This is a genomic window from Nosocomiicoccus massiliensis (assembly GCF_000438455.1).
Lineage (GTDB): Bacteria > Bacillota > Bacilli > Staphylococcales > Salinicoccaceae > Nosocomiicoccus > Nosocomiicoccus massiliensis.
The window spans coordinates 38,554-47,180 of sequence record NZ_CAVG010000025.1 but is presented as its reverse complement, the minus strand read 5'-3'; the positions used below and the strand labels follow the sequence as shown (position 1 = coordinate 47,180).

At 38.7% G+C, this 8,627-nt stretch carries 9 protein-coding genes; 8 read left to right on the top strand and 1 reads right to left on the bottom strand.

The window, feature by feature from the left end:
* Nucleotides 1-139: 139 nt before the first annotated feature.
* Nucleotides 140-655, bottom strand: coding sequence for a DUF2529 family protein (locus TJ68_RS01330; protein ID WP_040928316.1), 516 nt, complete (start codon nucleotides 653-655; stop codon nucleotides 140-142).
* A gap of 114 nt (nucleotides 656-769) precedes the next feature.
* Here TJ68_RS01330 and fsa point away from each other — a divergent pair, with 114 nt between their 5' ends.
* The 8 genes from fsa to TJ68_RS01290 all read left to right on the top strand — a co-directional run bounded on the left by fsa (nucleotide 770) and on the right by TJ68_RS01290 (nucleotide 8,624).
* Complete coding sequence (gene fsa / locus TJ68_RS01325) at nucleotides 770-1,411, top strand: fructose-6-phosphate aldolase (protein WP_040928315.1); 642 nt, start codon at nucleotides 770-772, stop codon at nucleotides 1,409-1,411.
* 26 nt (nucleotides 1,412-1,437) lie between these two features.
* On the top strand, nucleotides 1,438-2,697 hold the full coding sequence (locus TJ68_RS01320; RefSeq protein WP_040928313.1) for a UDP-N-acetylglucosamine 1-carboxyvinyltransferase: 1,260 nt from the start codon (nucleotides 1,438-1,440) through the stop codon (nucleotides 2,695-2,697).
* An 81-nt stretch (nucleotides 2,698-2,778) separates the two neighbouring features.
* Nucleotides 2,779-3,747, top strand: coding sequence for a class II fructose-bisphosphatase (gene glpX, locus TJ68_RS01315; protein WP_040928312.1), 969 nt, complete (start codon nucleotides 2,779-2,781; stop codon nucleotides 3,745-3,747).
* A 168-nt stretch (nucleotides 3,748-3,915) separates the two neighbouring features.
* Entirely contained in the window at nucleotides 3,916-5,208 is a 1,293-nt protein-coding gene (gene rho / locus TJ68_RS01310; RefSeq protein ID WP_040928321.1) for a transcription termination factor Rho, read from the top strand.
* 112 nt (nucleotides 5,209-5,320) lie between these two features.
* The gene (rpmE, locus tag TJ68_RS01305; protein ID WP_040928311.1) at nucleotides 5,321-5,545 is read left to right on the top strand and encodes a 50S ribosomal protein L31; all 225 of its coding nucleotides are present in this window, start codon (nucleotides 5,321-5,323) and stop codon (nucleotides 5,543-5,545) included.
* 118 nt (nucleotides 5,546-5,663) lie between these two features.
* Nucleotides 5,664-6,743, top strand: a complete 1,080-nt coding sequence (gene prfA, locus TJ68_RS01300; RefSeq protein WP_040928310.1) for a peptide chain release factor 1 — start codon at nucleotides 5,664-5,666, stop codon at nucleotides 6,741-6,743.
* Nucleotides 6,730-7,569: a peptide chain release factor N(5)-glutamine methyltransferase gene (prmC, locus tag TJ68_RS01295; RefSeq protein WP_040928309.1), complete on the top strand. Its 840-nt coding sequence runs from the start codon at nucleotides 6,730-6,732 to the stop codon at nucleotides 7,567-7,569. Before prfA ends, prmC begins: the two co-directional genes overlap by 14 nt.
* A complete protein-coding gene (locus TJ68_RS01290) occupies nucleotides 7,569-8,624 on the top strand; it encodes an L-threonylcarbamoyladenylate synthase (protein ID WP_040928308.1) in 1,056 nt (351 codons plus the stop codon). The genes prmC and TJ68_RS01290 overlap by 1 nt, the downstream gene beginning before the upstream one ends.
* Nucleotides 8,625-8,627 lie beyond the last annotated feature (3 nt).

Below are 8,627 nucleotides of genomic sequence, written 5' to 3'. Positions count from 1 at the left end.
TTTTAACACAAAAGTGATTTGCGTAAAAACAGATCCTCGTACGTTTACACAAACGCTCTAATCGTTAAATTAACGAAGCACCCTTTAACGCAAAAGCGATTTGCGTAAAATAGTGACTCAAAATCTTAGTAAAACTAACCTACTCATACTTCGGATTCGTCATTTCTTCGATTAGAATATATAAATGATAATAGATGAATAAAAACGCCGTGCCATAAGGGTTTAATACGCGATCAAAATCCGGCATCGGTACGAGTTTTCGCTTCGATGATAAATCGATGAAGTGATGCTTTTCTTCAAGTTCCGCTTTATTGTCTTTATTCGTATTTGAAACTAGGACGTAGTCGATAAACTCTTCGTCGAGTTGATCGACGAATGCTTTTACTTCTTCTGTATATTCTTTTGTGATGATTAATAGACGGTCTGGTGTTGTGATATCTTCGATGGATTTTAATGGTTGAATCGACGGGATACGTTCTTCATTGTTTAAAAAATAATCTTCAAAAAACGTGGCTTCGTTAAATGTCTTTAATAATATGTTACCTTCAGACATCGCTGCTTGAGCGAGTAATCGTGCAGCGATTTCGATTTCTTCTTCTTGATTTTCTATCGTGTTAAACACATTTGTCATTTGTGTATGTAGTATTTTATCCATAGTAACTCCTTTAGTTATATCGTTTAATATATCGTATCATGTTGTATTCGTTGAAGAGAGAGAAATACTTATTTATAATGACAGTATATATGTGAAAAGGGGAACATAAAAGAGATGAAATATTTTATTGATACAGCGAATATGAATGAAATAGAAGAAATATATAAATGGGGCGTATTAAGTGGTGTAACGACAAATCCATCACTTGTCGCTAAAGAAAAAGATATATCGTTTCACGATCGTTTAGTTGAGATTTGTGAACTTGTCGATGGACCTGTGAGCGGTGAAGTTATTTCATTAGAAGCTGAAGGTATGATCGAAGAAGGACGCGAACTTGCTAAACTACATAAACATATCGTCGTTAAAATTCCGATGTGTGCTGAAGGTATGAAAGCTGTAAAAGTGTTATCTGGAGAAGGTATCAAAACGAACGTGACGTTAATTTTCAATACGGTACAAGCGTTAACAGCAGCGCGTGCTGGTGCGACGTATGTGTCACCGTTTATCGGTCGTTTAGACGACATCGGCTTAGACGGATTACAGCTGATTGAAGATATCCATGATATCTTCTTCATTCACGATATTAAAACAGAAATTATCGCTGCTTCGATTCGTAACGAAGGACATGTACACGGTGCTGCATTAAGAGGTGCGGACATCGCAACGATTCCATTTAAAGTGCTTAAAAAGTTAACGGATCATCCTTTAACAGATAAAGGAATCGAGCAATTTTTACAAGACTGGAATAACCAGTAAACCGAAGACACACAGGAGTGGAAGACATGGAACAAGTCATTCAAATAAACGGGGGTCACACACTTTCTGGTGAAGTGTATGTGAGCGGTGCTAAAAATAGCGCCGTCGCACTGATTCCAGCAACGTTAATGGCGAGTAGCGGTGAAGTGACGCTAAAAGGACTACCGGATATTTCTGACGTGAAAACGTTAGTAAGTATACTAGAAGATTTAAATATAAAAACGAAGTTATCAAATCACACACTTACAGTCGATGCGGAAGATGCTGTAAACGTTCCGCTAGCAGATGAAAAAGTAGAGTTATTACGTGCATCATATTATATGATGGGCGCGATGCTTGGACGCTTTAAAAAAGTGATCATTGGTCAACCAGGAGGATGCCATTTAGGACCTAGACCAATCGATCAACATATAAAAGGGTTTGAAGCACTCGGCGCGACAGTTACAAATGAACACGGTGCACTGCATATCGAAGCAGAAGAACTCGTCGGGACGAAGATTTTCTTTGATATCGTGAGTGTCGGAGCGACGATTAACGTAATGCTCGCAGCGACGATGGCAAAAGGGCGTACAGTTTTAGAGAACGTTGCGAGAGAACCAGAGATTATCGATGTGGCAACACTGTTAAATAAAATGGGCGCAAACATTCGCGGAGCTGGGACAGAGACGATTCGTATCGAAGGGGTTGAGCATTTAAATGGTGCGGCCCATACGATTATCCCAGACCGAATCGAAGCAGGATCATATATTTCACTCGCTGCCACAATTGGAGATGAAGTGAAAGTTAAAAACGTGATTCCAGAACATTTAGACGCGCTGTTTTCTAAACTAGAAGAAGCGGGTGTTGAACTTGAAATTGACGATGACGACGTCATCGTGAGACGACCTAAAGCATATAAGCCAATAGAAATTAAAACTCAAGTATATCCTGGATTTGCGACAGATCTACAACAACCGATTACACCATTGCTATTTTTAGCTGAAGATACGAGTAAAATTACTGAAACGATTTATCCAGCGCGTTTTAGACATATCGACGAACTACGTCGTATGAATGCGCACGTTGAAAATAGAGGCGGTTCGGTCTTTATTCATCCTTCAAAATTAAACGGTGCAGACGTATATGCATCGGATTTACGTGCAGGATTTTGTTTAGTCGTAGCTGGCTTAATGGCTGAAGGTACGACGAGAATTCATAACGTTCACCATATCATGCGTGGATATTCAAATATCATCAATAAATTACAACATTTAGGTGCTCATATCGAATTGATAGATAGAGAGTAAAATTACTCTCTATTTTATTTTAAACTGTTTATGATGGTGTGTTATAATTATCTATGATAAAAACCGAGGGGGAAACTATAGATGGAACGTAGTTTATCAATGGAATTAGTAAGAGTCACAGAAGCCGCAGCACTTGAAAGTGCAAAATGGGTCGGTAAAGGATTAAAAAACGAAGCGGATGACGCTGCAACGACAGCCATGCGCCACGTATTTGATACGATCCCAATGAACGGAACTGTTGTGATTGGAGAAGGCGAAATGGACGAAGCACCAATGTTATATATCGGTGAAGAGTTAGGAACAAAAGAAGGTCCAGATATTGATATCGCAGTAGACCCTCTCGAAGGTACGACAATCGTTGCTGAAGGTGGCTGGAATGCATTAACAGTTATTGCAATCGCAGATCGCGGTAACTTACTGCACGCACCAGACATGTACATGGACAAAATCGCAGTCGGTCCTGAAGCGAAAGGTCACGTCGACTTAGATGCGTCAGTAACAGAAAACGTTAAAGCAGTCGCAAAAGCAAAAAATAAATCAATCGAAGAAGTAACAGTTACATTACTTAAAAGAGATCGTAACCAACACATTATCGATGAAGTGCGTGAATTAGGTGCGCGTATTAAATTCGTTGAAAACGGAGACGTTGCAGCAGCAATTAACACTTGCTTTGACTACACTGGTGTCGATATTTTATTCGGTTCAGGTGGTGCACCGGAAGGTGTAATTGCCGCAGTTGGAATTAAAGCACTTGGTGGAGACTTCCAAGGACGTCTCATGCCTAAAGATGCTGAAGAAGAAGCACGTTGTAAATCGATGGGTGTGGATCCAAAAGAGAAGCTTTTATTAGAAGACTTAGTAAAAGGTGACGACGCAATCTTCGCTGCAACAGCAGTGACAGATGGTGAGTTAATGAAAGGTGTGCAGTTTAAAGGGGACTACGTAAATACGTCTAGCCTTGTCATGCGCGCTAAATCAGGAACTGTTCGTTTCATCGAAGGTAAACACTCAATGAAGAAAAAACCTAAAATGGTCGTTGAAGATAATTAATCGATATATTTTTTAAGTCTAAGATATTTTATCTTAGACTTTTTTTATTCGTTTTAATTTATAAGAATGTTACTGTATAATAATGACTGACTTAATAGACAACATTGAATTTTTAAATAGAAGAGAGTGTAACATATGTCAGAAGAAACTGAAAGAGTACATGAAGGCATGAAATATGAAACGTTTGACGCCTTATATAAAAATAATACGACGAAAGATTTAACAGCGAGAGCGAAAAGTTTAAACGTTCAAAACTATAGTAAATTAAACAAAAAAGAACTTGTTTTAGCAATATTAGAAGCTGAGATGGAACAAGACGGTAACTATTACATGGAAGGTATTTTAGATGATATCCAATCGGATGGTTACGGCTTTTTAAGAACGGTCAACTATTCTAAAGGTGAAAAAGACATTTATATTTCTGCGTCACAAATTCGTCGCTTCGAATTAAAAAAAGGTGACAAAGTTACTGGTAAAGTTAGAAAACCGAAAGACAAAGAAAATTATTATGGACTACTACAAGTCGACTTCGTAAACGATAATAACGCTGAAGAAATTAAAAAACGTCCCCACTTCCAAGCGTTAACTCCACTTTATCCTGATACAAAAATATCTTTAGAAACGAATTCAAAAGATTATTCGACGAGAATTATGGATTTAATTACGCCGATTGGATATGGGCAACGTGGTTTAATCGTCGCGCCACCTAAAGCGGGTAAAACATCGATGTTAAAAGAAATTGCGACGGCGATTACTAAAAATTCTCCAGATGCAAATCTTTTTATTCTTTTAATTGGTGAACGTCCAGAAGAAGTAACGGATATCGAGCGTTCTGTTGAAGAAGCTGAAGTCGTGTACTCGACGTTTGACGAGCATCCACAACATCACGTTAAAGTTGCAGAATTATTACTTGAGCGTTGTAAACGACTCGTTGAAATGGGCGAGGACGTTATCGTATTAATGGACTCTATTACGCGTCTTGCACGTGCGTATAACTTAGTCGTACCGCCTTCAGGGCGTACGTTATCTGGTGGACTAGACCCTGCGTCACTATTTAAGCCAAAAGCATTCTTTGGTGCAGCGAGAAATATTGAAGCGGGTGGTAGTTTAACGATATTAGCTACCGCACTTGTCGATACAGGTTCAAGAATGGATGACATGATCTACGAAGAGTTTAAAGGTACAGGTAACATGGAGTTACACTTAGACCGTAATTTAGCAGAACGTAGAATTTATCCAGCGATTGATATTAAACGTTCAAGTACGCGCCGTGAAGACTTATTATTAGAATCAAAAGAGCTCGAAGTTTTATGGCAACTTAGAAACTTATTTACAGACAAACACGACTTTACAGAGCGATTTATTAAGACAATTAAAGAGACGAAATCAAACGAAGACTTTTTTGAAGTGCTTCGTAAAAAGATGGTTGAATCGAGTAAAACAGGAAAACCATTTATGTAAATTGTAGTGTTGATTTTTTGAAATCATCCGTGTATAATATTTTAAGTATTAGAAAAGGGAAAACCCGAAATAACTCTGTTCCAGATGGTTCAGGGCAAAGGAGATGTGTTTTATGAAACAAGATATTCATCCAGCATATCACAGAGTAAATGTTATCTGTGGTTCATGTGGTACTGAATTTGAAACAGGCTCAACTTTAGAAGAAGATATTAAAGTAGAAGTGTGCTCTAACTGTCACCCATTCTACACTGGACGTCAACGTTTCGCAGCTGCGGACGGACGCGTAGAGCGCTTCAATAAGAAATTTGGTTTCAAATCTCAAAACAACGAAGAGTAATCGATATAAGAGCTACACAGATACGTTCTGTGTAGCTTTTTTTGTGCCGTAAATTACAAGGTAACGTACATAATTTATGATATAATTAACAAGAATCTAGAAGAAAAGGACGAAGGATATGTTTGATCAACTCGATATATTAGAAGATAGATACGAACAACTCAATGAACTGCTCAGTGATCCAGATGTAACTAGTGATCCGGATAAGTTAAGAGAGTATTCAAAAGAGCAAAGTGATTTATCAGAAAAAGTAGAAGTGTATAGAGAATATAAATCACATAAAGAAACGATTGCCGAGTCAAAAGAAATGTTAGAAGAGTCAGACGACCCGGAAATGAACGAATTACTAAAAGAAGAAATTAAAGAATCTGAAGCATTACTTCCTCAGCTTGAAGAAAAACTTAAGTTCTTACTCATTCCAAAAGACCCGAACGACGACAAAAACGTTGTTATGGAAATTCGCGGGGCAGCAGGAGGAGATGAAGCACAAATTTTTGCTGGAGATTTATTCCGTATGTATTCACGCTATGCGGAAACCCAAGGTTGGAAAATCGATGTCGTCGACAAAAGTGCTTCTGACCAAGGTGGTTTTAAAGAAATCAGTTTCGTAATTAACGGTCACGGTGCGTACTCAAAACTAAAATTTGAAAACGGCGCACACCGTGTTCAGCGCGTCCCTGAAACAGAATCAGGAGGTCGTATCCATACGTCAACAGCGACAGTAGCGGTTTTACCAGAGGTTGAAGAAGTTGAAGTTGAAATACGTAACGAAGACTTAAAAATCGATACGTACCGCTCAAGTGGTGCAGGTGGTCAGCACGTTAACACGACAGACTCTGCCGTACGTATTACACACTTACCGACAGGTTTAGTTGTAACGTCACAAGATGAAAAATCACAAATCAAAAACAGAGATAGCGCAATGAAAGTTATGCGCTCTAGAATTTACGATATGATGCAACAAGAAGCACAAGACGAATACAGTGAAAAGCGTAAACTCGCAGTCGGGACTGGTGACCGTTCTGAACGTATTCGTACGTATAACTATCCGCAAAACCGTGTGACAGATCACCGAATCGGTTTAACAATTAATAAACTCGATCAAATTATCGATGGTAACTTAGATGAAGTATTAGACTCACTCATGATTGAAGACCAAAAATCTCGATTAGAAGAGTTAAACAATGCCGAGTTTTAATATTGCTCTAAAAGAAGCGAAAGAATTATTGTCTGCAGCACGTAAAGAAACGCGCGCTGCAGACATATTATTAGACGATTTATTTTCAATGGATACGCTCAGCCTAATTTTAAACGGTCATAATGAAATGACAGATGATGATTACGAGCGATATATGGACGGCGTACAACGACTATTAAACGATGAACCTGTTCAATATATTACGAACACGCAATATTTTTACGGTAGAGATTTTTATGTAAACAGCGACACGTTAATCCCGAGAAATGAAACAGAAGAACTCGTCATGCACGTATTAAAAAACACCGATTCAGGCGTCGTTGCGGACATTGGGACAGGTACCGGAGTAATTGGTATTACACTCAAATTAGAACGTCCTGAATTAGACGTATACATATCCGATGTTTCAAAAGATGCTTTAGAAGTAGCGAAGAAAAATATAGAAAATCTTGAAGCGGACGTTAAAGTTTTAAACGGCGATTTATTTGAACCGTTCATCGAACAGGGGATTAAAGTCGACATACTCGTATCAAATCCACCGTATATTAGTGAAGACGAACTTGAAGATATGTCTTTGTCTGTCAAAAAGTATGAGCCAAAACTCGCGCTCTTCGCTGATGAACAGGGTCTGTATTTTTATCGTAAAATGATAGAGTCGTTAGACAAAATTTTAAACGATGGCGGGAAAGCATTTTTTGAAATTGGCTGGAAAGAAAAAAAGGACGTGCTTGCGCTCGTTGACACATATTGGCCGAACGCTAAGCGCGAAGTTATTCAAGATATAAATGGTAATGACCGCATTTTATATATAGAGTGGGTGAAGTAATGAATACAAAAGTATGGGAAATCACATCTGAAGACGTTAACGCACCACTTACAGAGGAAACAATTGAAAAATTGGACGAAATAAAACTCGCGTTTGAATACGGAGAAATCATCGCAATTCCAACAGAAACGGTATATGGTCTCGGTGCAAATGCGAAAGATCCAGAAGCGATTATTAAAATTTTCCAAGCGAAAAACCGGCCTGGAGATAATCCGTTAATCGTCCACGTGCATAGTTACGAACAAGTTGAGTCGTTCACGTCTTATATCGATGATAAAGTAAAAAAACTCATGGATACGTTTTGGCCTGGACCGATTTCTTTTATCTTACCTTTAAAAGATGGGGTCATCGCTTCAAATACAGTCGCTGAAATGGATAGTGTCGCGGTAAGAATGCCTTCACATCCAGTTGCACGAAAGATTTTAGAGTACACAAATATACCGATCGCTGCACCGAGTGCGAATTTAAGTGGTAAACCGTCTCCGACAGATGCAGAACACGTGCTTCATGACTTAAACGGTAAAATATTTGGTGTGGTCGTATCTGAGAAATCTGAAATTGGACTAGAAAGTACAGTGTTAGACTGCACACAGTTTCCGTATAAAGTCGCTCGTCCAGGACATATATCAATCGAAGAGTTAAGAGACGTATTAAAAGAAGAGGTTTTAGAACATAAAGATATGATGGAACGACCGATTTCTCCTGGTATGAAGTACAAACACTACGCACCACGTCAGCCGATGAGTGTCGTTGAAGGTGGCATTAACTCGAACACGAGACTTCGTGTACCTGAAGGTATAAAAAAGAATAAAGTTGGAGTCATCGCGCCAGAAACTGTCCGCCAATATATCGACAAAGACATGCAGTTTACGAGTCTTTGTCGAGACGAAGAAAGTTACCGTGAAGCGGCTAAAAACTTATACGCCGCACTGAGACATATGGACGCGTCGGATGTTGAAATCATCTATATATACGGATTTAAGCAAAATAGTGAAACAGAAGCACTGATGAACCGTATTTATAAAGCGACAGGTAGTACGATTATTAAAGGGTGATTG